24 protein-coding genes are annotated in these 22,299 nt (G+C 41.3%); 14 read left to right on the forward strand and 10 right to left on the reverse strand.

Going from position 1 to position 22,299, the window contains the following annotated elements:
- Positions 1-16 precede the first annotated feature (16 nt).
- The gene (locus HUS61_RS14795) at positions 17-964 is read left to right on the forward strand and encodes a DMT family transporter (RefSeq protein WP_175082946.1); all 948 of its coding nucleotides are present in this window, start codon (positions 17-19) and stop codon (positions 962-964) included.
- Here HUS61_RS14795 and HUS61_RS14800 read toward each other — a convergent pair.
- Genes HUS61_RS14800 through pdsO form a run of 3 tightly spaced genes read right to left on the reverse strand, consistent with a single transcriptional unit; the run spans position 871 to position 4,210 of the window.
- Positions 871-1,458: a class GN sortase gene (locus HUS61_RS14800; protein WP_175082947.1), complete on the reverse strand. Its 588-nt coding sequence runs from the start codon at positions 1,456-1,458 to the stop codon at positions 871-873. The genes HUS61_RS14795 and HUS61_RS14800 overlap by 94 nt on opposite strands.
- Positions 1,446-3,446 (reverse strand): marine proteobacterial sortase target protein, encoded by a 2,001-nt coding sequence (locus HUS61_RS14805; protein ID WP_175082948.1) that lies wholly within the window; start codon positions 3,444-3,446, stop codon positions 1,446-1,448. The genes HUS61_RS14800 and HUS61_RS14805 overlap by 13 nt, the downstream gene beginning before the upstream one ends.
- A gap of 26 nt (positions 3,447-3,472) precedes the next feature.
- Positions 3,473-4,210: a sortase-associated OmpA-like protein PdsO gene (pdsO, locus tag HUS61_RS14810; protein WP_175082949.1), complete on the reverse strand. Its 738-nt coding sequence runs from the start codon at positions 4,208-4,210 to the stop codon at positions 3,473-3,475.
- Positions 4,211-4,429: 219 nt separating this feature from the next.
- Here pdsO and pdsR point away from each other — a divergent pair, with 219 nt between their 5' ends.
- From pdsR to HUS61_RS14830, 4 genes are all read left to right on the forward strand, one after another.
- Positions 4,430-5,119 (forward strand): proteobacterial dedicated sortase system response regulator, encoded by a 690-nt coding sequence (pdsR, locus tag HUS61_RS14815; RefSeq protein WP_063527939.1) that lies wholly within the window; start codon positions 4,430-4,432, stop codon positions 5,117-5,119.
- On the forward strand, positions 5,119-7,245 hold the full coding sequence (pdsS, locus tag HUS61_RS14820; RefSeq protein WP_175082950.1) for a proteobacterial dedicated sortase system histidine kinase: 2,127 nt from the start codon (positions 5,119-5,121) through the stop codon (positions 7,243-7,245). The genes pdsR and pdsS overlap by 1 nt, the downstream gene beginning before the upstream one ends.
- A 113-nt stretch (positions 7,246-7,358) precedes the next feature.
- The gene (locus HUS61_RS14825) at positions 7,359-7,529 is read left to right on the forward strand and encodes a hypothetical protein (protein WP_156426462.1); all 171 of its coding nucleotides are present in this window, start codon (positions 7,359-7,361) and stop codon (positions 7,527-7,529) included.
- A gap of 50 nt (positions 7,530-7,579) precedes the next feature.
- Entirely contained in the window at positions 7,580-7,789 is a 210-nt protein-coding gene (locus HUS61_RS14830; protein WP_054551195.1) for a hypothetical protein, read from the forward strand.
- A 1-nt stretch (position 7,790) separates the two neighbouring features.
- Here the strand turns inward: HUS61_RS14830 and HUS61_RS14835 are convergent, their stop codons facing one another.
- The 4 genes from HUS61_RS14835 to HUS61_RS14850 are packed head-to-tail and all read right to left on the reverse strand — an operon-like array spanning position 7,791 to position 11,632.
- Positions 7,791-8,291, reverse strand: coding sequence for a DUF1543 domain-containing protein (locus tag HUS61_RS14835; RefSeq protein ID WP_054560861.1), 501 nt, complete (start codon positions 8,289-8,291; stop codon positions 7,791-7,793).
- An 8-nt stretch (positions 8,292-8,299) separates the two neighbouring features.
- Entirely contained in the window at positions 8,300-9,643 is a 1,344-nt protein-coding gene (locus tag HUS61_RS14840; RefSeq protein WP_175082951.1) for a sigma 54-interacting transcriptional regulator, read from the reverse strand.
- A 2-nt stretch (positions 9,644-9,645) separates the two neighbouring features.
- On the reverse strand, positions 9,646-10,173 hold the full coding sequence (locus HUS61_RS14845) for a hypothetical protein (RefSeq protein WP_175082952.1): 528 nt from the start codon (positions 10,171-10,173) through the stop codon (positions 9,646-9,648).
- A gap of 1 nt (position 10,174) precedes the next feature.
- Positions 10,175-11,632 carry a HAMP domain-containing sensor histidine kinase gene (locus HUS61_RS14850; protein ID WP_175082953.1) on the reverse strand — a complete coding sequence of 486 codons (1,458 nt, stop codon included), beginning with the start codon at positions 11,630-11,632 and terminating at the stop codon, positions 10,175-10,177.
- Positions 11,633-11,944: 312 nt separating this feature from the next.
- On the opposite strand from HUS61_RS14850, the gene HUS61_RS14855 reads away from it, so the two are divergent.
- The 5 genes from HUS61_RS14855 (at position 11,945) to HUS61_RS14875 (ending at position 14,744) form a co-directional block, all read left to right on the forward strand.
- On the forward strand, positions 11,945-12,172 hold the full coding sequence (locus tag HUS61_RS14855) for an EF-hand domain-containing protein (RefSeq protein WP_175082954.1): 228 nt from the start codon (positions 11,945-11,947) through the stop codon (positions 12,170-12,172).
- Between the two features lie 9 nt (positions 12,173-12,181).
- Positions 12,182-12,409 (forward strand): hypothetical protein, encoded by a 228-nt coding sequence (locus HUS61_RS14860; protein WP_175082955.1) that lies wholly within the window; start codon positions 12,182-12,184, stop codon positions 12,407-12,409.
- Between the two features lie 129 nt (positions 12,410-12,538).
- Positions 12,539-12,772 carry an EF-hand domain-containing protein gene (locus tag HUS61_RS14865; RefSeq protein ID WP_175082956.1) on the forward strand — a complete coding sequence of 78 codons (234 nt, stop codon included), beginning with the start codon at positions 12,539-12,541 and terminating at the stop codon, positions 12,770-12,772.
- 4 nt (positions 12,773-12,776) lie between these two features.
- On the forward strand, positions 12,777-13,010 hold the full coding sequence (locus HUS61_RS14870) for an EF-hand domain-containing protein (RefSeq protein WP_054560867.1): 234 nt from the start codon (positions 12,777-12,779) through the stop codon (positions 13,008-13,010).
- Positions 13,011-13,103: 93 nt separating this feature from the next.
- Positions 13,104-14,744: an amidohydrolase gene (locus HUS61_RS14875; protein ID WP_175082957.1), complete on the forward strand. Its 1,641-nt coding sequence runs from the start codon at positions 13,104-13,106 to the stop codon at positions 14,742-14,744.
- 2 nt (positions 14,745-14,746) lie between these two features.
- Here the strand turns inward: HUS61_RS14875 and HUS61_RS14880 are convergent, their stop codons facing one another.
- Entirely contained in the window at positions 14,747-14,977 is a 231-nt protein-coding gene (locus HUS61_RS14880) for a YgjV family protein (RefSeq protein ID WP_054560869.1), read from the reverse strand.
- A gap of 268 nt (positions 14,978-15,245) precedes the next feature.
- On the opposite strand from HUS61_RS14880, the gene HUS61_RS14885 reads away from it, so the two are divergent.
- Positions 15,246-15,902 carry a Crp/Fnr family transcriptional regulator gene (locus HUS61_RS14885; RefSeq protein ID WP_054560870.1) on the forward strand — a complete coding sequence of 219 codons (657 nt, stop codon included), beginning with the start codon at positions 15,246-15,248 and terminating at the stop codon, positions 15,900-15,902.
- A 361-nt stretch (positions 15,903-16,263) separates the two neighbouring features.
- On the forward strand, positions 16,264-18,183 hold the full coding sequence (locus tag HUS61_RS14890) for a hypothetical protein (protein ID WP_175082958.1): 1,920 nt from the start codon (positions 16,264-16,266) through the stop codon (positions 18,181-18,183).
- A gap of 214 nt (positions 18,184-18,397) precedes the next feature.
- Here HUS61_RS14890 and HUS61_RS14895 read toward each other — a convergent pair whose 3' ends face one another.
- Both HUS61_RS14895 and pepB read right to left on the reverse strand, forming a co-directional pair.
- Positions 18,398-18,964: a phosphoribosyltransferase gene (locus HUS61_RS14895; protein WP_054560872.1), complete on the reverse strand. Its 567-nt coding sequence runs from the start codon at positions 18,962-18,964 to the stop codon at positions 18,398-18,400.
- Positions 18,965-19,426: 462 nt separating this feature from the next.
- Complete coding sequence (gene pepB / locus HUS61_RS14900) at positions 19,427-20,722, reverse strand: aminopeptidase PepB (RefSeq protein WP_175082959.1); 1,296 nt, start codon at positions 20,720-20,722, stop codon at positions 19,427-19,429.
- A 149-nt stretch (positions 20,723-20,871) separates the two neighbouring features.
- Here pepB and sfsA point away from each other — a divergent pair, with 149 nt between their 5' ends.
- Together sfsA and dksA are read left to right on the forward strand one after the other, a co-directional pair.
- The gene (gene sfsA / locus HUS61_RS14905; RefSeq protein ID WP_175082976.1) at positions 20,872-21,591 is read left to right on the forward strand and encodes a DNA/RNA nuclease SfsA; all 720 of its coding nucleotides are present in this window, start codon (positions 20,872-20,874) and stop codon (positions 21,589-21,591) included.
- Positions 21,592-21,843: 252 nt separating this feature from the next.
- A complete protein-coding gene (gene dksA / locus HUS61_RS14910; RefSeq protein WP_054551179.1) occupies positions 21,844-22,287 on the forward strand; it encodes an RNA polymerase-binding protein DksA in 444 nt (147 codons plus the stop codon).
- The last annotated feature ends 12 nt before the right edge of the window (positions 22,288-22,299 follow it).

The following is a 22,299-nucleotide window of genomic DNA, read 5'->3' on the forward strand; positions in this document are numbered from 1 at the left end:
CTCAATAGCGACGCCTATGCCAGCCAGTTTATGCTTAATTATCGCGACCTTTTTATGGGGTAGCTCCTACATTGCTCTAAAGCATGCAATCAATGTTTATGATCCTGTGTTAGTGATTTTTTTAAGAATGCTAACCACCCTATTGATTAGCTTATGTTTATGGCGCTATATAATCCGCTTTGAGTTTAAACAAGGTGACTGGAAGTACTTAATTGGTATGTCACTGGCTGAGCCTTGCTTTTATTATTTATTTGAAGGGCATGCTCTTGAATACACTTCGGCATCGCAAGCTGGGGTAATAGTCTCTTGTTTACCTATTATCGTCGCTATTTTGGCTTTCTTAATATTAAAAGAGTACATCAGTAAAGCCATCGTCGTTGGTTTTACCTTATGTATTGGTGGCAGTATTTTATTAACGCTATTATCACCAAGCACTGAACAAGCCCCAAACCCACTGCTTGGTAACTTTTTAGAGTTGATGGCGATGGTGTGCGCGGCGTTTTATACCGTGAGCGTAAAACACCTAGTAGCTCGTTACTCACCACTTACTTTAATTGCAATTCAAGGACTTAGCGGTAGCTTATTCTTTGCGCCTTTTTTATTTTTCATCGAACTACCCAGCGAAAATCAGCATGATTTAAGTGCCCTACTGAGCATTTTATATTTAGGCTCATGTGTCACTTTAGGCGGCTATGGCATGTACAACTACGCAATTAGTAAGGTGTCGGTATTAACTGCTGCGGCTTACTCAAACCTCATTCCAATTTTTGCGTTAATTTTGTCAGCCATTCTACTTGGCGAAGTACTCACACTTTGGCAATGGGTGAGTATTGCGGTGGTATTCGCTGGTGTTATTGTTAGCCAACGTCATCAAGAGCTCAAAGTTGACGTAGACGACGATAATTTATCAGCCGACACCAATAGCCTAAACTCTGTCCCTGAAGCTAACGAGTCAAAAGGGTAACAGGTTAATAAATAAAGGCCTGATTGTGCTAAAAAGCCCTGTTCGCTTTGATGAATAACATCAATGCTACGAACTTGATAGTGCTCAATCTGGCCATTTTGCAACTGCATACTGAATTGCTCACCCACTGCGACATGTTTTAGAAATGCAAAGTGGGTGTCGTTATGGCCAGCTATTAACACCCCTTTTGAGCTGCCAAGTTCACCGCTTGGCAAAAAATGCCCAGGGGCAAACGCGAGGTTTCGCCCCGATGCACCAGCAAGTACAGTCAATTCTTGCTGCTGGCTTGGCCAATTTATGTGTGCAGTGACATAACCATCGGCGTAAAACCAAGGCCTTACTTGTTCATTAGGACTTTGCAAAGCTTGCTGCCAAGCAGATTCAATCAACGCCTGTGCCAGCCACGCTTTCGCCTGCATATATCCACCATTAACAAACAATGCGATGCCAAGTAAGGCGCTGCAAACTGGCAGCGCTTTTTTTAACGTCGCCATTGCCATAACCATGAGAATGTAAGCAGCAACAACCCAAGTAGCATAAACACTCGACTTTGTCCGTCGGTTTGTGGCAGTGTCATGCCGTTAGGGAGTTTGTTTCGTACTTGCATTGAACGCTCTGCAATCTCATTACCCGCGTAGTTATCAACTGCAATAAAGGCCGTAAAAGGGCTAAGTAAATGATGCTGAAGTGCTAATGCTTCGACTTCTGCGCGTACCGTTTGTTTTTCGTTATAAAGCAGCAATGACTTAATTTTTTGTCTGGCCCAGAGTCTAGCGATACCTTCGCCGTGTGCAGCATTGGCAGTTGCTAAATTAATCGTCATTGGCCCTGTGTTTGTCTGCCCCTTTAATGTTAAGTGCTGACTGCCATCAAGCTTCACGGCAACCAAAACCGGCTCTGAAAAATACAAGTCAGGTAATGGCGATGGCCAATACTCAAGGGCTGCTTTGTCGCCTTCAAGAGCAAGCTCAGTAACAGCTGGATGCGCCAGCTTATCAAAAAGTAGCTGCATTTTTGGCTGTACTTGGTTGGTGCTACTAATAAAAGTAAATGTACCACGACCAATGTCAGCAGCTCTGGTCATAAAAAAGCTATTAGGCGCGCTACCAATACCGACGGTAAAGAGTCGGCTGTCACCTAAATCTGTTTGAATTTGTTTAAATAGCTGCGTTTCGTTACCCACACTGCCATCGGTTAAAAACACCACTTGGCGTACAAAACCATCATGCTGTTTACCATCAAGTACCTGAGTCAGTGCTTTTGCTATTTCGGTGCCGCCATCAGCTTGTAAACCATAAATAAAGCGCTCTGCACGGCGAATGTTAAAGTCATTGGCAATCATTGGCGTGTCACTTAATACCGACACTTCGTTATCAAAGCCAATGATGTTAAAACTGTCATTTTCATCCAATAACGATAAAGCATAAAACAAGGCTTGTTTGGCCTGCTCCATTGATTGACCATGCATTGAGCCGGAGGTATCAACAACAAACACCATTTCACGAGGAAGTCGAGCTTGCGAGGTAAAGTGATTGCTTGGCGGTACTAACATCAGTAAACCATATTCTTGTCCTGCTACTGTTTCGGTAAAAAATGCAGCCTGAGAGTGGGCTTTATCAAGGGGTTTAAATGTCAGCTCAAAGTCTCTATCCATTGGGACATCACGATTAAGTGATAATTGATAGCGCCCAAAACTTGGATTATCGATTTGCATGCCCACTAAATTAGCGTTGATATCACTGAGCTCAAGGCCAATATCCATCGAAATAGCAAGGTTTAGGCTCGCATCAGACTCTTGGCTTTGTGCACGATGAAAAACAGGCTTTAGCCACGCTGATGCCACTTGCGCTGTGTTAGCTGTTGCGTCGTTTTGTTGTTCTGTGTCTGTTGTTTCTAGATTCGCTTTTTGCTGCAGTTCTGCCGTTAAAGGTTCGTAGCGCGGCGTAATAGTGGTTGGAAAGCGCAGTGAAAACACACCATCTCGAAAACCGATTATCTCTTGGTATTGCAAGGTAATTTCAATCTCTTCCCCTGCTCCAAGGTTTGCCACATCAGTTGAGAAAATGTTCGCACGCTGCTGACGAACTAAAGCGGCGCGTTTACCCTGTTTTTGAGCTTGCTCAAATTGCTGCTCTGCCTGCTGCTTAAGGGCAATGTTACCGGTGATAATACGCTCACCAATTTGCATTTGCATGGCATGAACTGCGCTTTCATCAGGTAACGGAAACACATAACGGGCATTAACCGCAAACGGGTGCGGGTTTTGATAACGTTGTTTAACAACAACATGATTAATAAGCCCAGTGAGCGTCATAGTGACATCATTTTTCACTAATAAGCCCGACGACACTTGGCTATTTGAATCATCATAAAATCGCAGTTCGGCACTGGCATTAGCTGCAAATGCAGGGTTAACTGCATAACCTAATAAGAGGATAAAAAGGCTCCCAAAAAGGAGCCTTTTGGTACGGTTACTCAACATAATATGTCACTCCATCGACCGATGAATTAGTGGTTACTTTGTGCTGTACGTAAGCTGCTTTGTGACACAGGGCGTGTCGTTAAGGTTACGCGGCGGTCAAACACGTTGTCTTCGTAGTTATTTGAATCGGCAACACTTTGCTGCTCACCAAAGGCAGTTGCGGTTAAGCGCGTATGAGGCACACCTTGTTTAATTAAGTAGCTTTGCACTGCATTTACACGTTGTTTTGAAAGCATTAAATTAGCCAACTCATCACCACGCTGATCTGCAAAGCCATTTAAGTCGATAGCCAGATTTGGCTGAGCGATCAGTAACTGTGCGACTTTGTCGAGTTGATTAGCAAAGTGCGGGGCTATTTCGCTAGAGCCGGTTTTAAACTGCACCGTCATCGCCAGTAAGGTGTTTAATTGGGCTTGTAGTAACTGCTCTTTTTCGTCAGCTAATAATTCAAGCTGCTCACTTAGCGCTGCGTTATCGGCGATCACTTGTTGGTAATCTGCGCTTTGCTCTTTCATTACAACTAATGCGTGAGCTTGTTCATCAATGGTGTTGTCTGCCGCTTCTTTTTCGCCAATTAAGCCACCAGCAAACGCGCCAATAAATGCACCAACTGGGCCGCCAACTATGCCGCCAACAAGGGCACCTGCACCTAAGCCAATAGCTGTTTCTTTTGGTGTTTCTTGTTTAGTTTGACTCGCAGCGTCTGCAAAAGGAGCTACAGATACAGCAGATGTAATGAAAGCGGCAATAATTAATTTTTTCATGGTTTAATCCTTTTTCTACTTAATTACTTGGCAACATTGGTTGGTGTTGCAAACTTGGTATGGAGCTATTAAAACAAGTCGAAATGGCAATAAAGGGGATCAAAAAAGGCAAACTGCTGAGCAATTGTGGCAGAAAAATGGCAATCGCGTTTTTGCCAGTACGCAAGGCAAAAAATTAGGTATAGTTCGCTATAGAAAGAATTTAAGTAAGTATTAACAATGAAGAAAATAGCAATCGTTGAAGATGAAACAGCAATCCGCGAAAACTACACAGAAATGCTCAGCGCTCAGGGCTATCAGGTTGTAGGCTTTGCCGACAGAGCCAGTGCTGAATTGGCATTTAGTCAATCTTTACCAGATTTAGCCATTGTTGATATTGGCCTTGGCCATGAAGTGGATGGTGGTTTTTTACTTTGCCAAACATTACGCAGTCTTTCAAAAACCTTACCGATTATATTTTTAACCGCCCGCGATAGCGAAATTGATACCGTATGTGGCCTGCGCATGGGAGCAGACGACTACTTAACCAAAGACATCAGTATGGCGCACCTTGCTGCCCGCATTGGTGCCTTGTTTAGACGCCTTGATGCCTTCGATCAACCCGCCGATCAAACCGCTCTTTTGCATCGCGGCCCGTTAAAGTTAGATACTCAGCGCATGCAGGTTTTTTGGCAAGAGCAACTGGTTGATTTAACTGTGACAGAATTTTGGATGGTACATTCACTTGCACAACGTCCAGGCCATGTAAAAAGCCGCAACGAATTAATGAGTGATGCGAAAATTTATGTTGATGACAGTACTATTACCTCACACGTAAAACGCATTCGTAAAAAGTTTATTGCTTTAGATGATGCATTTGATTGCATTGATACCGTTTACGGTATGGGTTATCGCTGGGAGCAAGCTTAATGCTGCGTTTGGGGCTTAGAACTAAGTTTATTTTCTTATCCTGCTTTTTATTTTTATTGCCTTGGCTTGGCTATGAATATGTTTGGGAAATGGAAAAGTTCTTAAGACAAGGGCAAGAAAAAACCTTAGTGGGCACCACCCGCGCACTTGCAACGGCATTACATGAGCGCCCTGCTTTGTTTGACTCGCAAACCAACTTTTTAGATCAAGTTGTAAAAGGCCGAGATTTATATGCCTATAATCTGAATAACCCGATTCAACTTGATGGTAAATTGTCGGAATGGCAGCCTTATCAAAGCTTATTTTGGCATTACGACAAGCGCTACTTACAGGGGTTAAGTAATGATCATCAAGAGAGTGATCTAAGTTTTGATCACATGGTAGGCAAATACGAAAACTACCTTTATGCGGCATTTAAAGTCACTGACAGCTCACTGGTGTATCGCGCTAAAAATGTGCTCAGCTTTACCCGTAATGATCACTTACAGATCATGTTAAAAACACCTGAAGGTGAGTTTAAAAGTTATGTGGTGGCCGCCCGCCAAGATGGCTGGGTTAATGCCTTTGACGCTTCGACACAAGAGCCTATCACTAAAATCCAAGGCTATTTTAAAAGCACCGACACGGGTTACAACATAGAACTGCGTTTTCCGCTTTCGATGCTAGGTAATAAGCTTGGTTTTGCCATTGAAGATTGGGATGAAGACAAGGTTGAGCCTCAGCTTATGTCGACCTCAAACCTACAAAATCCTAATGATATCGGCTCTGTTTTAGTACCTTCGCCAGAAATTAACCGTATTTTGAAAGGCATGGGCCACAGTGGCAGCCGAATTTGGGTCGTCGATAACCATCATCGCGTACTTGCACAATCAGGCTCAATTCATCATGCCGATGGCGTTTGGGCAGACGGCCTAAAAGAGGAGCCCGCAACAACTTGGTGGCAACGCTTTGAGCAAGATTACTTACACCCACTTTACTATAAAATTTTAACTCGCCCAGAAAATGAGTTTATTGATACCTTACATGATGTCGCAGCGATGCAAGGTACTCACATAGCCAGTGCTTTAAATGGGAAACCTGCATCATCATGGCGCTTAACTCCAGATAACAAAGCCGTTATTTTATCGGCGGCCTACCCTATTTGGATCCAAGACAAAGTCATTGGTGCAGTAATCGCAGAAGAAACCACCAATGGCGTGCGCACCCTACGTAATAAATCGTTAGAGAAGCTCTTTAATGTCATTTTAGCAGTGATGCTTGTAGGCACTGTGACGCTATTCTTTTTTGCTTCAAGAATTTCCAGCCGTATTCGCCGCTTACGTGACAACGCCGAGCAAGCCATTGATGCCCAAGGGCGCATCACCGGCAAAATTACTTATGCCGATTCGAATGACGAAATTGGCGACCTTTCTCGCAGCTTTGCCAACATTGTTAGCCGTTTAAGTGGTTATACTGATTACTTAGAAAATATGTCATCACGACTCTCCCATGAGCTGCGTACGCCCGTGGCTGTTGTGCGCTCATCGCTTGAAAATTTACAAATGCAGCCGCAATCTGAACTGAGTCAAAAATACCTCGACCGTGCCAGTGAAGGGGTTGAGCGGTTAGGTAAAATTATTACCACCATGAGTGAAGCAACGCGCCTTGAACAAAGTATTCAAAGTGCCGAGGCTGAAGAGTTTGACCTGACCAAGGTGATCACCGGCTGCATGCAGGGCTATCAAATAACCTATGGTGAAAGCCTATTTACCTTGTCGCTATATAAAGAGCCGTTAAATGTTAGTGGCGCACCAGAATTTATTGCCCAATTACTCGATAAGCTCATCAACAACGCACTTGAGTTTAAAACCTCGCAAAGCACAATTTCAGTCAGCTTAACCAAGCAAGAGCACCATGCATTATTAACAATTAGCAACCAAGGACCTCTGCTCCCTGACGGTTTAGTTGAACACATTTTCGACTCAATGGTCTCGGTGAGAAGTCAGCAACATCAGCAGCAGCCACACTTGGGTTTAGGTCTTTATATTGTAAGGCTTATTTGCGATTACCATCACGGTAAAGTATTGGCAGAAAATTTAGATGATGGCACAGGTGTTGTGTTTACTGTGGAGTTGCCTATTAAATAAGCACATTTGCGTTACATATGATTACAGTTTAATGACTGGGTATTCACCGATAATTCAGATTACAGGACGTAATATTTGTAATACAAAAGGCAAATTATTCTTTGGAGGGCATCATGCGATCTGGATTACAACGTGAAGAGATTGAATTCATTATGGGGCTATTTAGCTATAATGAAGCAACCGATAAACCAGCGGCTCCAAAAAAGCAGCCTGTAAAAGCTGACACTAAAAAAGTTGATACAGCGCAATATAAAGCAAACTACAAAGCAACTTATTTGACCTGAGTAAGCTGAGATCATTACAATGGCGCACCTTTGGAATATAACGCCTTGTAATGAAAAAACACTCACCTAAAAAAGAACTGATTTTACTGCCCGTTTTATTCGTGGCTATTTTACTTTGTGTTGCAGGTCACTTCCTACTCCAGCCCAACTACCAAGACAGCCATACCGTTGAGTATTTACTCGCTGCACTGCCATTTGCTTTGTTTGGATTGGTGATTATCGCCTTTAAAGTTGCCAGTAAAAACGATAACCAAGAATAGATCAAAGAACGTAATAGCCAAACCAATCGGGTTTCATTGCTTGAGCTTGCCCGCTTGGCGTTAATTTGATTGATAAGTTGCTATCTAACAAATCAATCGCAAAACAATCGTCTACATCGTGTAAGTCATCTTTATGAAGATGAGTCATTCCCGCCAATAAAGACTCTTTAGCGCGTTGCTTTGCTTCTTCACTGCTACGGGCAACGTACAATGCAAAATCATGTTGCTCTGCAAGACTATCAGCTCGGTAAGCACCTAAATTTACAAAGTATAGTTTTTCGGCTTGGTGATGCGCAGTATCAACCACTTCGACCTGATAGCCATCGATGTGCTGAATTTGCATGTAGCTATCCATGTGCACATTGCTTTTATCACCCACCCATTGTGCTTTTAATTTTGAATAGGTTTGTTCAATGTTATCACCTACGACAAATCGAACGTCGTGCATTTCAATGTGGCAACCTTGAATACGACCGCCCAGATAGACTAAAAAAAGCGCCATGTTTTTCCTTATATTAAGCTTTCAACATTAATGTTGTGCTTTTTGATTAATTTATAAAAATCTGAGCGATTACGTTTCGCAAGCTTTGCGGCTTCGGCAACATTACCTGCTGACATTTTCAGCGTATTAATTAAATAATCTCGCTCAAATTCTTTTTTTGCATCATTTAACGAAAGTGGCTCAGCAATACTAACATTACTATTTAATGCACTCTCAACTAACTGAGCAGCAATCACTTTACCAGGTGTAAGGGCTACTACCTGCTCTATCACATTTTGTAATTGACGGATATTACCCGGCCAGTCATAGCGAACCAAAGCATGCATTGCATCATTGGCAAACTGCTTTTGATCTTGCCCCATACGTTTAGCAATTAGACCTGCAAAATGCTGCGCTAGCAAACTGATATCTTCTCGGCGTTCACAAAGCGGAGGCAATTTTAAGTTCACCACGTTTAATCGGTAATATAAATCTTCACGGAACTGCTGATTATTGATTGCCTCAGGAAGATTCTTATGAGTCGCCGACACCACCCGCACATCAATTGGGATCTCTTCTTGAAAGCCTACAGGGCGAATGGTTTTCTCTTGTAAAACCCTCAGCAGTTTTACTTGTAAATTTAGCGGCATATCACCAATTTCGTCTAGAAAAAGGGTACCACCTTGTGCTTGTTGAAACAAACCTTGATGGTCTTTGACTGCACCTGTAAATGCGCCTTTTTTATGCCCAAATAATTCAGACTCTAAAAGCTCTCCCGGCACTGCGCCGCAGTTAATTGCCACAAATGGCCCATCACTAACATGGCTGTGTTGATGTATTGCTTGTGCAAGCAGTTCTTTACCTGTGCCACTAGCACCGGAGATCAATACATTCACTTGCGTTGGACCAAGCAATTTAACTTGCTCAAGTAGATGCAACATCGCACCGCTACGGGTGACAATATTCGTTTGTGTAGGTGTTTCATCACCGTGTACACCATGGATCTCGATAGCTTTAGCAAGGCTGTCGAACAGCTCATCTTTATCAACCGGTTTGGTAATAAATGCAAATATACCTTGCTTCGTCGCTTCCACGGCATCAGGTATCGAACCATGGGCTGTCATCATAATCACCGGCATTGAAGGATAACGACTTTGTAACTGGCGATGTAGAGCCATGCCGTCCATTTCATCCATCCTTAAGTCGGTGATCACCGCATCATAGGTTTGGTTTTTTAGCGTTTGTAGTGCCTCAATGCCACTTTCAACGGTACTAACCAAATAGCCTTTAGACTCAATTCTAATTGCCAGTAGCTTTAATAAACTCGCATCATCATCTACTAATAAAACCCGTGGTTTTGTTACTTCATTCATGGTTACTGCTCCTTGGTTTCTTCACGTAGCAGAAGTTGTTGTTCGATAGTAGCAAGCGACGATAAGGTTTTTTCCATTTCATCACTTAGCGCTTGCTTAGCTTGTTTTGCCGCTAAATTCTGTTGTAAATATTGCTTTTGTAACCAAAGATACTGCTTAATATCATCTGGCCAATAAAAAGCATGGTCACTTTTTTCAAGCTGATTAAGGGCTTTTTCTGGCTCAGAAGCACCGAGTAAACAAATCGACTCAAACAGACGTTTTAGCTCATTTTCACCAACATAATTTGCTTTATCAGAGCTTGCTTTAAAGCCACCACACTTAGCAGCATGCCAAGCAATGACTGTACTTGCAGGCGGGTATAGCGGCTCACTTTTCGGCCGAGGCTTTGGATTAGGTTGCCCTTGAGGTTTCACACCTGTTGTCGGCTCTACTTGCTTTGGCTCAACATGCTTTTGCGTGATCGTGCACCCTGTTATAAAAAGCGTGCCTATAACAAGCATAAAACTGGCTTTATTCGCTAAGCCCATATCAGTTAACTCCTTGGGTTAATTGAATTGGTAAAATGGCTGTAAATACACACCCTTGTGGCTCATTATCTGTAATAGAGAGCTTACCGTTTAATTGTTCAACAGTTTCTTTAACGATAGTTAAACCAAGTCCGCTGCCCATTTCAGTATGTTGTTTTGCATTCTTGCCTTGATAAAAAGCCCCAAACACAGCGGCTTTTTCAGTATCTTCTATCCCCAATCCTAAGTCGCTGACACTCAAAATTAACTGCCCCTGTTTTAAGCTTGCTTTTATTGTCACTGACTCGTGTTCCGGCGAAAACTTTAACGCATTTGAAGTCAACTGAATGAGCACCATTTCAAGTAGCTCAATTGAGGTAAACAAGGCTTTATTTGGTAATTCATTCACCCACACAATGGATAAATCACGGGCTGATAATCGGTGCTCAAAATGACGCTCAATTTTATTCATCATCAAGTTAAAGTTAAGCTCGCTTAGGCTTTGCTTACTCGTTCGAATGGCGTTGTAACTCAATAAGCTTTCAATCATGGCTCTGAGTCGCACCATACTTTGTGTTATTAACTCGAGGACAGCTTGTTGCTCGCTATTGATTGGGCCAACAATTTCATCTGCAAGTAAATCTGTGCCTTCAACCATCGAAGCTAGGGGGGTTTTTAACTCATGTGTCACATGGCGTAAAAACGTATCTTTTTGCTGCTCAAGCATATGTAGCTGTGCTTGAACCCACTCTAATTTATTACCTAATTCAACTAACTCTGACGAGCCGCGAACTTGAATTTTTTGCTGCCAATGGCCTTGCCCTAGTTTATCAATCACATGTGTAAGCTCTCTCAGACGTCCGCTGATCCGCCAAAGAAACCCGCCTCCAACCAATAACGTGAGAGGAATTAACGCAACTAACCAATTAATGAATGAAGTTTGAAGTGCTTTTAATTGCTGCTGATTTTTTGTGATGCGTAATTCATTTTGCTCTTTGAGCCAATTTGTTTGCTCACTGATAAGCTTGCTGGCAGGAGCAAATAACTCACCGTCTTGCTTTTGCTCTATCAACAAGTGCTGTTGTGCAAATTGTAATACCTCAGCCAGTTGCCGCCACTGTGAGACATAATCAGCGGTTGGGCTTAAAAATATTAGCTCATCAATACTTTGCAGTGAAGATTGCCACTTATTGGCAATCAAGCTATCGAGGGATTCACTTTTAAGCACCCAATTTTGTCGAGTTGCCCTTTCTAAGCTATTTAAGTCTTGTTTGAGGTTATTAAATGCTTTAGTGATTTCGTAATTGTCACCGACGATTTCTTGAGTCACCGCTAGCTGCTTATTAAGCGCATTTAAAAATAAAATCACCACCAAGGATAACGGTAGTAAAGACAGCAAAATGCTACAGACGAACTGGCCAATAAGACTCGGTCGCCAATTAAGTAACTGTTTTATTTTTATCGCTACTGTATTTTGCATATTCACTCTCAACATAATTTCAGATGCTGATTATTAGTGAACAAACTTAGACACTCGCTGAATCCGACCTTAAAAAGTACTGATTTTTACCCAAAAACCGATACAAAGTTGCTATTTGGCAACAGGCTAACTCATTGAAATAAAATGGATAAAGTTTTAACACCTGAAAATCGTTGCAAAAAAGACACAACACCCTGTAACTATTTCGCATTCAAAACCACATCAAAACCATAAACTGTTGATAATTAAGGTTTTTTAATATTGGCACTGATTTTGATTGGTACTAAGCAAATTAGTTACTTAGGACACAAAATGAAAGTAAAGGCCCGGGTAGCCACCCTGCTTATAAGTCTCTTCTCGGTAAGTAGTTATGCACTAGATTTGCAAACAACGTTTAACGAGCTTGATAAAGACAGTAATGGTTTTTTGAATGAAGCAGAAGCATCTGAAGATGCATTATTACATGGCAACTTTACTCAAATTGATAGTAACCAAGATGGCCAAATTTCATTTTCTGAGTTTCAGTCGTTTATTCAATAGGAGATTGTAATGAAACAACTTTTATCTGCATTCTCGCTGATGTTTTTAGTTATCAGCGCCACCGTTTTAGCATCACAAATGGATGTTCGATTTGCTAAATTTGATATTAACGCCGACGGCGAGATTTCATTAACTGAAGCAACCAAACACGATAAATTACTCAAGCAATTTGCCGATCTGGATGAAAACGGCGATCAGGTTCTGTCTGAACAAGAGTTTGAAAAATTTAAACCTTAACGGCTTAAAGTGCTTGCCATAATCCCAGAGGGAATGTGTAAACGGATTTAAATTTTGGGAGTTAAATTATGGCAAGCACTTTTATTTATAAAGGGGTGTAATTATGAGTATGAATAAAGGAGTGTAACTATGAGAATTTTCTGGCTTGCTTCATGTACCTTAATTACTATAAGCTTCAATAGCTTAGCATTGGATGTAAAACAAAGATTTGATCACCTTGATAAAGATAAAAATGGCTTTTTATCTGTGCAGGAACTGTCATCGCAACCGCACTTGCAAAAACGCATGGCGCAGTGGGATACAGATAGAGATCAACAAATCTCGCTCCTTGAATTTAAACACTATTTAACAAACAAGAGTTAAAGTAATGTCAAAATTAACCTTTGCCAGCTTAATTTTATGTGGTGTATTTAGCACAATAAGTTTTGCTGCAGATAGTATTGGTGAAAAATTTAAACAACTTGATCGTAATGACGATGGCTACCTGACTCGTTCAGAGTCAGCGAGAGACCCAGCTCTGTGGTCACGTTTCAAAAACTACGACAGCGATAAAGACAATAAATTATCGCTCAGTGAATTTAAGGTCTACGCAAGCAAATAAACAGTCCAGGTTAACTATTTAATTGCTGCTGAGTTGCAGTTTACTGCAACTCTGATACTGTTTTCATAAATCAATAAAAACTATTAGAAGATTATGAAACTTATCATCAGCCTACTAGCAACAGCTTCGCTTAGCTGTTTTGCCAACACCACAGTTATTTACAATGTAAATGGCTACACGCCTACCTACAAGGGCGAAACCCAACACTTTTCAGCACTGGTTTTTAAAGACGGTAAAGTCGTAAAAACAGGCAATGACTCAATTAAAAACAGCTTCCCTGACGCCACCTCTATTGATGGTAAGCAAGCCACGTTATTACCTGGTTTAGTCGATGCTCATGGCCATGTAATTGGTTTAGGGAATAACCTCTCACAACTTGATGTCAGGAACACGCGCTCGGCAGGTGAGGTTGGCAAAATGCTGGCTGAGTTTGCCAAAGATAAACAAGGTTGGATCATTGGTCGCGGTTGGAATCAAGAGCAATGGCCTGGCGGTGAGTTTCCAACTGCCGCTGATTTAGACAAATATGTAAAAGACAAACCAGTGGTACTTTCTCGCGTTGATGGCCATGCTGTGTGGGTTAACTCAAAAGCCATGGAACTTGCAGGTATTGATAAACAAACTCCCTCTCCTGCCGGCGGTGAAATTTTAAAGTTAGATTCAGGGTTACCTTCTGGGGTATTCATTGATAAAGCCGAAACGCTTGTTACCCAACATGTACCAAAAGCAAGCCATGCCAGCATTAATACGGCATTAGATAATGCAGGTAAACATCTACTAAGTTTGGGTATTACATCAACCCATGATGCCGGTATTGATTACGACACGTGGCAAGTGTACAAGCAGCGCTCTGAGCAAAAGTCCCTTCCGGTTAGAATCGTTGCCATGCTAAGTGCAGCTGACCCTCAGCTAGAAACCATGCTCAAAGCGGGCAAATATAAAGACATGAATGACATGCTGTCGATTCGAAGTGTCAAAGTGTATGCGGATGGTGCTTTAGGAAGTCGAGGCGCAGCCCTTATCGAGGAGTACGCAGATCGTAAAAATCACCACGGCTTAATGCTTGAAACCCAAGAAAAACTTGAGCAACTATTTAACCTAAGTTTTGCTCATGGTTTTAGTGCGAACACCCACGCCATTGGTGATAAAGCCAATCATGTTGTACTCGATGCCTATGAAAATGTGTTTAAAAAAACCGGTGGGATTTTACTGCGTAATCGAATTGAACACGCACAAATTGTGACTCCTGAAGATATCCCTCGTTTTAAAACGTTAAAAATTATTCCATCAATGCAGCCTGTTCATGTAACCTCTGATATGCATATGGCAGAGCAACGCCTAACTGAAAAACAACTTGAAGGGGCGTATGCTTGGAAAACCTTTTTAGCACAAGGCTCAGTAATTGCCGCAGGTTCTGACTTTCCTGTAGAGCTTGCTGATCCGTTTGATGGCTTATATTCAGCCATTACACGAATGGATCATAATCAACTTCCTGAAGGTGGCTGGCGACCACAAGAGCTGCTATCACGTGATGAAGCTTTGCGTGCGTTTACTTTAGGTGGTGCTTATGCTGCACATCAAGAGTTTAAGGTAGGTAGTTTAGAGCAAGGAAAGTGGGCTGACTTTATTTTGATTGATAAAGACTATTACAAAGCCCCAGTTTCTGAGATCCACGATATAAACGTGACACAAACTTGGATTGCGGGCGAGCTAAAATATAAAAAAGAGGAATAATATTACTCGGCGTCAGCTTTTTGCTGACGCTTTAATTTAATGATGTGGTAAATATTCACAAACGCCAGTAAACCATTGGTGAAGGCCACCGGAACGGCACCAATTGCCAGCCCGTAGAAGGTAAATGCAATACATCCTGCTAGGTTGAGCCAGCGTAGTTTTACTACATCGCTCATTGTCAAAGAAGCAACCAAAAGTGCTGACGCTAAATAGCCTAAATATTCCCAACTCAATTGTTCTCTCCTAGGCTTTAGGTTAGCATTGGAGCTTGTCATTTTTTTTGACGCACTCAGTGCTAGTTTGACAATAAAATAAAAAAGCTAACTTACTAAAAACCTTGTAAAGCTTAAGAATAATCTTAGCTTTAAAATCATTACACGGGAAATGAAGGTATCAGTAACGTGAATCACCTTACTAGCAAGTTAGCGTAAATTCTTAGAATCTTAATGCTAGCGTCATTAAGATGTAATAAATAGGACAATTGTCCGAAGAGCGGCGTTAATGTTTCAATATCATTTTTCAAGCTATCTTGTTGACCAATTGCTGACATTTGCTGGCAGCAGTTTTCAACAAGCTAAAAAAGAAGTGCTGATCCATCAAGATCAACCCTTGTCAAAACTCGTATTAGTTAGAAGCGGCACAGTGTCGTTCAGCTATGACGTGGGTAATGGCCGACGCCTTCTTTTGGGCCAGCTTGATTGTAACAACACATTGATTGGTGAGATTGAAGCACTGAATAACTACCCCTGTATTTATACAGTTACGTGCTTTAGCGATGTAAGTTATAACCTAATTGAACTTAAACATTGGCGCGCACTACTATTAGAAAAGCCTGAGTTAAGCTTATACACGGCGCAAACAATTGCCGCTAAATTCCAAGAAAACCAAAAAATAAACTTAGATAAGCTGCTATTACCACTTAGCTACAATATAGCTAAAGATTGCTTATTAAGAGCTGAAAACAGCAACCCAACACTACTGCGTGCCTACCCTACCGTAAATGCTGAAGCAGAGCGCTTTGCCACCACAGAAAGAGCTTATAGACGCGTAGTTACAGAACTAGTTGAAAAAGGTTTAGTGCAGAGAAGTAATCAAGGTTTACAAGTGGTAGATATTGACAAGCTTAGCGACTACGTCGAAAGCTTTGCACAGTTATAAATGTGTTACAAATTTTTCTTAAATGCTTTAAAATAATATTACCAAACTGAAAAGCAAAGTCAGCACAAGTTCAGTTGGATAATCTATAAATATTCATAGAGTTAAGCTTCTTTACTGCAAAGCTCTATATTATAATTTTGCAAAGCGGTGTGTTATCAGCAGTTGCACTTGAAAGATAAGACAGAACTTTCTTATTTTATTAATGAAAGTATATATAATGTTCACTTGACGTATATATAATGTACGCTTATCCTTCAATAACAGATAACCATGTGTGGCGTTTTTTCGGTGCACAAACCGGTACTATTTGCTCTAATAAAAGTCTGATTACTTTACGAGAAAGGAAAGAAAGGTAACGATTATGGGAAACAATGAATTTAAACTAACCAAGCTAGCGCTAGCGTTAGGTGTCACTTTAAGCTTAAGTGGTTGTTTGAGTGATGACGACAAAAACGACACAGTGCCTGAGCCACCAGTTCCAACACAAGATGTAGCAGTTCCACCTACGGCAGCTGAGACTCAAGCAGGTGCTATCTCTGTTAGCTTAATTGATGCTACAGGCGAATTGCTTGATGAATCAGTGACGGCAACCATCACATTTACATCTTCTGAAGATGGCTTACTAAGTGTTGCTGGTGATGCACTTTCTGATGAAGACAAGTCAACTACAGATGGAGCTTTCAGCTTTACTCTTGAGTCGATCCCTGCTGACGGCGTAACTTACGATTATGTTGTTTCTGCTGAAGGATACTTAAATAATTCTGGCTCATTCACAGTAACAACTACTGAAAACGTAGCAGCTGATGAAATCCGACTAACGCCACGTAATTTAGCTGATTCTGATGTTCCTATTGTTGCGGAAACAAAGTCATTAGAATCTTTAGTACCTGAAGGTGAAAATACAACTGTAGCCTATGATCCAACAACCGGCTTAAGTGTTTCTGGTGATAAAGACGAAATTGAACTTCCTCAATCTGTAAACAAAGCCGGCGTTGCTGTTGGTGGTACTACTGTTAAAATTAAAAACGGTACTCAGTTTTTAACTGCTGACGGTACAGCTTTAGAAACAGTGCCTGAAATCACTGTGGCTTACTTTGCTAACGAAGCAACACGTAATGAAACTGAAGCTGATAGCGCTACAGTTGAAAATTCATCTCTTGATGCATTTCCTGGTGGTTTAGCCCTTTCTGTTGCAAACCCTGATGGCTCAGATTCAAATGTTTCTGGTTCATTTACATCAGGTGGTTTCGTTGCAATCGAGCTTACTGATGATGCTGGTAATAAAGTAAAAACATTCGGTGAAGGAAACTCTCTTACTGTTGCAATGCAGGTAGATCAGAATACTTCAAACCCATGTCCAGTTTCAGTTCCGGCTGGTACAACTGACCTTTCGGCATATGCAGAAGCTAATGGCTACAGCATGGGTGTTTGTACGTTAACTTCTCCAACAGCTCGTAAAATCGCTGTAGGTGATGTATTCCCAGTTTGGAGTTATGATGAAGACGCTGGTAAGTGGTCTTTTGAAAGCTATGGTGAAGTTACAGACAATGATAGTGCAGACACGTTTGACGTTTCTGTAGACGTTAATCACTTATCTTATTGGAACTTAGATTACTTCAACAATAACCAATGTTCTAGCGTATCATTCGATATTGTTGACAGTAACGACCAACCAAATGCAGGCCGATATAGTCTAGTAATTGAGAATAACGGTTTCCGCCGTAATGTTCGTAATTTAAGAGCTAATAGAGGCGATTATTCACAAGCTAATATAGCTAATCCTCCTGGCTTCCCTGTAACATTGAAAATACGTCAAAAGGGTGCAAACGTTTTAGCCGGTTTAGCAAGTGATGCGGGTACTACTGCTACGAAATTGAGCGTTAGTAATATTTGTGATTTAGATGGCGAAACTTTAAAGCTAACTACTTCAAACCCTGGCATTATTTCTAAGCAAGTTACTACTCAGTTAGTTTGTAGTAACACTGAAGACTTTGATGTTAACGCTGATCCAGTTCCTACACCTACATATTCTCGTCTATTCTCAGGTAATGCACTTGTAAATACTTACTATGGAGAAGGTGCTACATTTAATGTTGCTTTAGAAGAAGGTTCAAGCTATTCAATTAGATATTATGACTATGGTAATAGACAATGGCTTTCTCAAGATTTAGAGGTAAACACAACACCTGTAACTCTTGATATTCCTACAGTTTGTGAAGTTGTTGAGCAACCAATCACTGGTGGTACAGGTTCATCTGGCTCAGGCGGTAACGGTGGCTAGTCCACAACGCTAATAAAGCTTTTAAAACCGCGCTTATGCGCGGTTTTTTATTGCCTTTAAAAAATATACATAAACACCAAGTTTCTCTTTTGTGATAAGCATCAATGCATTTTCGCTGCTTAAACTACCCTATTATCAATGGGGAGTTTTACGCACTTAATTAAAGGCAATAAAAAAGGCTCACTAAGAGCCTTTATGAAAAATTTGGACAAGGTTACTTTTCAAGTAAAATGTCGTGGATGTTCGCTAAATCAGATTTACCTTCGATAATTTCGTCTGGCGTTAGGCCTGAAAGTTCATGAGGGAACACTAACCACTCTTCAGACTCATGAATGAAGTAATCTGGCACCATGTCTACCTTTGAGTTCTTCGGCTTGTAGTATGGGCATGCAACGCGAATATCACGTGGTAGGTTTAAACGCATTAACTCCGAAAGCTTTTCTTTTAATGCAAAAATACTGCGGCCAGAATCGAACACGTCATCAACGATTAGTAATGAATTGTCTGCATTGGCATTTTCAATGATGTAATGCAAACCGTGAACTTTAATCTCTTTAGATTGCTGGTTAATACCGTAATACGAAGAAGTACGCACTGCGATATGGTCAGTTTCTATACCTTTGTAATCGTAATATTCTTGAACTGCGATACCAATTGGAGCACCACCACGCCAAATACCAATGATGAAATCAGGACGGAAACCATCTTCATAAACTTGTGCCGCAACACGAAATGAATCTTCAAGAAGCTGCTGCGCAGTGATATAGCACTTATCTGACATAAATAGAGACCCCAGTGTGAATTGATCATTCAAGTGTAGCTAATTTAATAAAAACTAACCACAGGATGAGAAAATGTGGGGCGTGATTTTATACTAATTTACTCAAAAAAGCTTGTATCAGTTTGTAAAATTCCCCTTTAGATCAAAAAAGCCCCTTAACTTAGATAAAGTTAAGGGGCTTAATAAGGGCGTGTTGACCTTTGTGGATTAAATTTGTTCACTCTAGGGGCGATTTAATCACGGCGCGAGATTTGTAACCTAGTGGGCTAAGTAAAAATCGAGCAACAAAGAGTTAATCGCCCCTAGGAAGAACCCGAAGGGCAGCACGTGTTTGGCATTAATGCTGCGTTATCGCCTATTTATGTGGAACAACCGCACTACATAGGCTCTGCCTTGCCTAAATACCAAACACACTGCTGCAAAGTTAATCATAAAGGGTCAACACGCCCTATAGATATTTGCTTATGCTTTTTCTAGTAATGTTCTTGCAACGGTACGCATACCTTGAGTTGTTGCGCCAGCAGCCCACTCGCTTGTGCTGCCCATGTTAAATGCAGCAGCAAGGTCAATGTGCACCCAGCCTTTGCCTTCATTTGGCACAAAGCGTGATAAGAAACCAGCCGCATTAGAAGCACCACCGTAACCACCGCCTTTTTGTGGGCGGCTATTTGCTGTGTCAGCATATGGCGACGGGCAATTTTGTTGGTGCCATTTTTCAAGTGGTAATGGCCATGCAGCTTCCATTTCTTGCTCTGCAAAGTCTTGTACGTCACGTACAAGCTCTTTATCAAGACCGAACAATGCGTTGTACTCTTGACCAACAGCAACAAGCGCAGCGCCTGTTAGCGTTGCTGCATCAATGATTAATGGCGCGCCAGACTCACCTGCAGCCATTAAGCCATCAGCTAGCACTAAACGACCTTCAGCGTCGGTATTAACGATTTCAACTGTGGTGCCATTTTTATACGTTAAGATATCACCAAGTTTGTAGGCATGACCTGAAATTAAGTTTTCAGCACAGCATAAGAACAACTTAATGCGTTTGTTGATACCACGGCTAATAGCAAGTGCTAAGCCTGCAGTCACAGTTGCTGCACCACCCATGTCGCATTTCATGCCTAACATGCCTTCACTTGCTTTGATTGAGTAACCACCTGAGTCAAACGTAATGCCTTTACCAACTAAAGCGGCTGCAACAGGCGCGTTTTCATCACCAGTTGGGTTGTAATCTAATGCTAATAATACTGGTGGACGTTCACTACCACGGCCTACCGCATGGATACCAATCCACTGTTGCTCTAATAAAGCATCACCTTTAATAATTTGGTAGCTTACGTGCTCAGGTGCTAGTGACTGAATAAACTCAGCTGCTTTACCAGCTAGGCTCTCTGGGAAAATATCATCAGCTGTGCCATTGATCATTTGACGAGCCCACGTCGCAGCTTGCTTTAAAGAAGCCAATTCTTTGCCGTCTGTTTTTGCATTTTCAACAAACTCAATAGCATCTAAATTCTTTGGTGAAACAAAGCCTTGGTAGAAAGCCCATTGTGTTTCTGTACACCAAACATCGCCCACTAAGGCAATATTTTTTATGCCTTGATTAGCTAACGTACGTGCTGCTTTCTGTACGTTTTTAAGTGTATCTTGCTCAGTTAAATGAACAGTTGCGCCTTGTTCAGTAAAAGAAAGAGCGGCTTTTTCGCCCCAATGTGCGGCAGCGCCCTGCTCGCTAAGTTGAACTAGAAATTTTTCTGACATGTTAGAATACTCTTTGCGCTAAAAATGTTGCTCGAGTTTACTACAGCCAACGTCAGTTCCCAACAGCTTGCGATAAATAGCATTATGAGATGTGGTTCAATCCTCGTAATGAATCACTTACAATAAAGAAAAACGAATTTATAAAAGCCATGAAGTTTACTCCCGCATTACAAACAGCTACCTTAATTAAACGCTACAAACGTTTTTTAGCCGACTTAAAAACTGTCGATGGCGTAGAGTTTACAGCTCACTGTGCTAATACCGGCAAAATGACGGGCTGTGCAGAGCCTGGATTTAAAGCGTTTTATTCAACCAGTGATAACGCCAAACGTAAGTTCCCTCAATCCTTGCAATTAACTCAGAACCAATTCGATCACTTAATATGTGTTAATACCGCGATTGCAAACAATGTTGTACAAGAAGCCTTAAATGAAGGCGCGATTACTGAACTTGTTGACTATCAAACCATTGCTGCAGAAGTAAAATACGGCCAAGAAAATAGCCGTATCGATTTTTTATTAACAGGTGAACACAAACCCCATTGCTATGTAGAAGTAAAATCAGTGACATTGCTTTCGCAAACAGACCCACAATCTGGGCAAGGGTATTTTCCGGATGCAAAAACTGAGCGAGGCCAAAAACATCTGCGAGAGCTAATAGAGATGGTGCAACAAGGGCATCGTGCAGTGCTATTTTTTGCAGTTTTACATGAAGGTATCAATCAAGTGAGTGCGGCAAAACATATCGACTCAAAATACGCCCAACTTTTAACTGAAGCTATAGATAATGGTGTTGAAGTGATTGCTTATAAAGCAAAAATTTCGGCAGAAGAAATTAAGTTGCAAGAAAAATGTGATTTTCTGAACTAAGCTACTCTTTTACGAAAACGACAATAAAAGCACTATTTTAGTTGTATTATTTTTTTTTGCCCATATAACTTAGCAAATTTAAAAAATTTATGGATAGTTAAGGGCTTACAAAACCGCCCATAATTATTTGAGCAATCATTAGCGCAAGGTCAAGAGGATTAATTAAAAATAAATTTGCCTCAGTCTAATGATTCTGCTATTTATAGCCGCCGGCTAACGCTGGGCAAAATATTAAGGATTTAGGAGAAAGTTATGCCAGACCAAAAAAGACTAGGGTTATTGGCTCAGGCCGGGTTAGAACCATATCAGGAACAGCCAGGTGAAGAGTATATGAATGAAGCACAACGTGCTCATTTCAAAACAATTTTAGAAGCTTGGCGTAACGATTTACGTAACGAAGTAGACCGTACTAAATCGCATATGCAAGACGAAGCAGCTAACTTTCCGGATCCAGTAGACCGTGCAGCACAAGAAGAAGAATTCTCATTAGAACTTCGTACTCGTGACCGTGAGCGTAAACTGATCAAGAAAATTGAAAAAACGATTCAATTAATCAAAGAAGACGATTTTGGTTTCTGTGAATCATGTGGTATCGAAATTGGTATCCGCCGCCTAGAAGCGCGTCCTACAGCTGATTTATGTGTAGACTGTAAAACGCTTGCGGAAATTAAAGAAAAGCAATCTGGACGCGGTTAATTACATCCTTTA

This window comes from Pseudoalteromonas sp. 0802 (genome assembly GCF_013350085.1).
Classification (GTDB): domain Bacteria; phylum Pseudomonadota; class Gammaproteobacteria; order Enterobacterales; family Alteromonadaceae; genus Pseudoalteromonas.

Excerpts from the sequence above, each read along its gene's own strand:
- HUS61_RS14795 (WP_175082946.1), top strand. The coding sequence starts at position 17 with ATGCCAGCCAGTTTATGCTTAATTATCGCGACCTTTTTATGGGGTAGC.
- HUS61_RS14800 (WP_175082947.1), bottom strand. The coding sequence starts at position 1,458 with ATGGCGACGTTAAAAAAAGCGCTGCCAGTTTGCAGCGCCTTACTTGGC.
- HUS61_RS14805 (WP_175082948.1), bottom strand. The coding sequence starts at position 3,446 with ATGTTGAGTAACCGTACCAAAAGGCTCCTTTTTGGGAGCCTTTTTATC.
- pdsO (WP_175082949.1), bottom strand. The coding sequence starts at position 4,210 with ATGAAAAAATTAATTATTGCCGCTTTCATTACATCTGCTGTATCTGTA.
- pdsR (WP_063527939.1), top strand. The coding sequence starts at position 4,430 with ATGAAGAAAATAGCAATCGTTGAAGATGAAACAGCAATCCGCGAAAAC.
- pdsS (WP_175082950.1), top strand. The coding sequence starts at position 5,119 with ATGCTGCGTTTGGGGCTTAGAACTAAGTTTATTTTCTTATCCTGCTTT.
- HUS61_RS14825 (WP_156426462.1), top strand. The coding sequence starts at position 7,359 with ATGCGATCTGGATTACAACGTGAAGAGATTGAATTCATTATGGGGCTA.
- HUS61_RS14830 (WP_054551195.1), top strand. The coding sequence starts at position 7,580 with ATGAAAAAACACTCACCTAAAAAAGAACTGATTTTACTGCCCGTTTTA.
- HUS61_RS14835 (WP_054560861.1), bottom strand. The coding sequence starts at position 8,291 with ATGGCGCTTTTTTTAGTCTATCTGGGCGGTCGTATTCAAGGTTGCCAC.
- HUS61_RS14840 (WP_175082951.1), bottom strand. The coding sequence starts at position 9,643 with ATGAATGAAGTAACAAAACCACGGGTTTTATTAGTAGATGATGATGCG.
- HUS61_RS14845 (WP_175082952.1), bottom strand. The coding sequence starts at position 10,173 with ATGGGCTTAGCGAATAAAGCCAGTTTTATGCTTGTTATAGGCACGCTT.
- HUS61_RS14850 (WP_175082953.1), bottom strand. The coding sequence starts at position 11,632 with ATGCAAAATACAGTAGCGATAAAAATAAAACAGTTACTTAATTGGCGA.
- HUS61_RS14855 (WP_175082954.1), top strand. The coding sequence starts at position 11,945 with ATGAAAGTAAAGGCCCGGGTAGCCACCCTGCTTATAAGTCTCTTCTCG.
- HUS61_RS14860 (WP_175082955.1), top strand. The coding sequence starts at position 12,182 with ATGAAACAACTTTTATCTGCATTCTCGCTGATGTTTTTAGTTATCAGC.
- HUS61_RS14865 (WP_175082956.1), top strand. The coding sequence starts at position 12,539 with ATGAGAATTTTCTGGCTTGCTTCATGTACCTTAATTACTATAAGCTTC.
- HUS61_RS14870 (WP_054560867.1), top strand. The coding sequence starts at position 12,777 with ATGTCAAAATTAACCTTTGCCAGCTTAATTTTATGTGGTGTATTTAGC.
- HUS61_RS14875 (WP_175082957.1), top strand. The coding sequence starts at position 13,104 with ATGAAACTTATCATCAGCCTACTAGCAACAGCTTCGCTTAGCTGTTTT.
- HUS61_RS14885 (WP_054560870.1), top strand. The coding sequence starts at position 15,246 with ATGTTTCAATATCATTTTTCAAGCTATCTTGTTGACCAATTGCTGACA.
- HUS61_RS14890 (WP_175082958.1), top strand. The coding sequence starts at position 16,264 with ATGGGAAACAATGAATTTAAACTAACCAAGCTAGCGCTAGCGTTAGGT.
- HUS61_RS14895 (WP_054560872.1), bottom strand. The coding sequence starts at position 18,964 with ATGTCAGATAAGTGCTATATCACTGCGCAGCAGCTTCTTGAAGATTCA.
- pepB (WP_175082959.1), bottom strand. The coding sequence starts at position 20,722 with ATGTCAGAAAAATTTCTAGTTCAACTTAGCGAGCAGGGCGCTGCCGCA.
- sfsA (WP_175082976.1), top strand. The coding sequence starts at position 20,872 with ATGAAGTTTACTCCCGCATTACAAACAGCTACCTTAATTAAACGCTAC.
- dksA (WP_054551179.1), top strand. The coding sequence starts at position 21,844 with ATGCCAGACCAAAAAAGACTAGGGTTATTGGCTCAGGCCGGGTTAGAA.